Below are 497 nucleotides of genomic sequence, written 5' to 3' on the forward strand. Positions count from 1 at the left end.
GTTTCTTGACTGTCAATGAGTTGCAGAAGTTCGTCAGGTATGGTTGGGATGAAGGCAGCGACGTGTTTTGCAAAGGCTGCCAATTCTTCAGGTGAGGGTTTGGGCATGGGAATGAATGTGAGGTAGGCCGTCTGAAGGTTTCAGACGGCCTGTTGTTTTTATGTATTAAAGTCTTTTGCGTATCCAAGACGAGAGTTTGGGTGCGCCGAATAGCAGAAAAATGCCGATAAAAAGCTGCGCGATGTTAGCAAGTATACCAGCTTGGTTTTGTGCGCCGAGATTCGCCCAAACAGATGTGTGTGTGTCGATAGCGATAGACTGTACAAAAAGATAGAGAGAGAACTGGTAAATTAGGTCGGGGATGGCTTGGAAAACAGTATATATGCCTATTAATACAATACCGGTCGTCAGCCATGGTGCAGGGTGTTTTGGGGCTTCCTGTACGGTTTGCAGATGTTCGGGCAATAGGCGGTTGGCAATGGTGGCAGGGAAACACC

The 497-nt window shown here is 47.5% G+C and carries 1 pseudogene; it reads right to left on the minus strand.

From position 1 onward, the window contains the following. Positions 1–165: 165 nt before the first annotated feature. Positions 166–497, minus strand: a pseudogene (locus tag ACTHUM_RS18985) (hypothetical protein); the annotation flags it as partial.

This window comes from Neisseria sp. P0021.S006 (assembly GCF_051956895.1).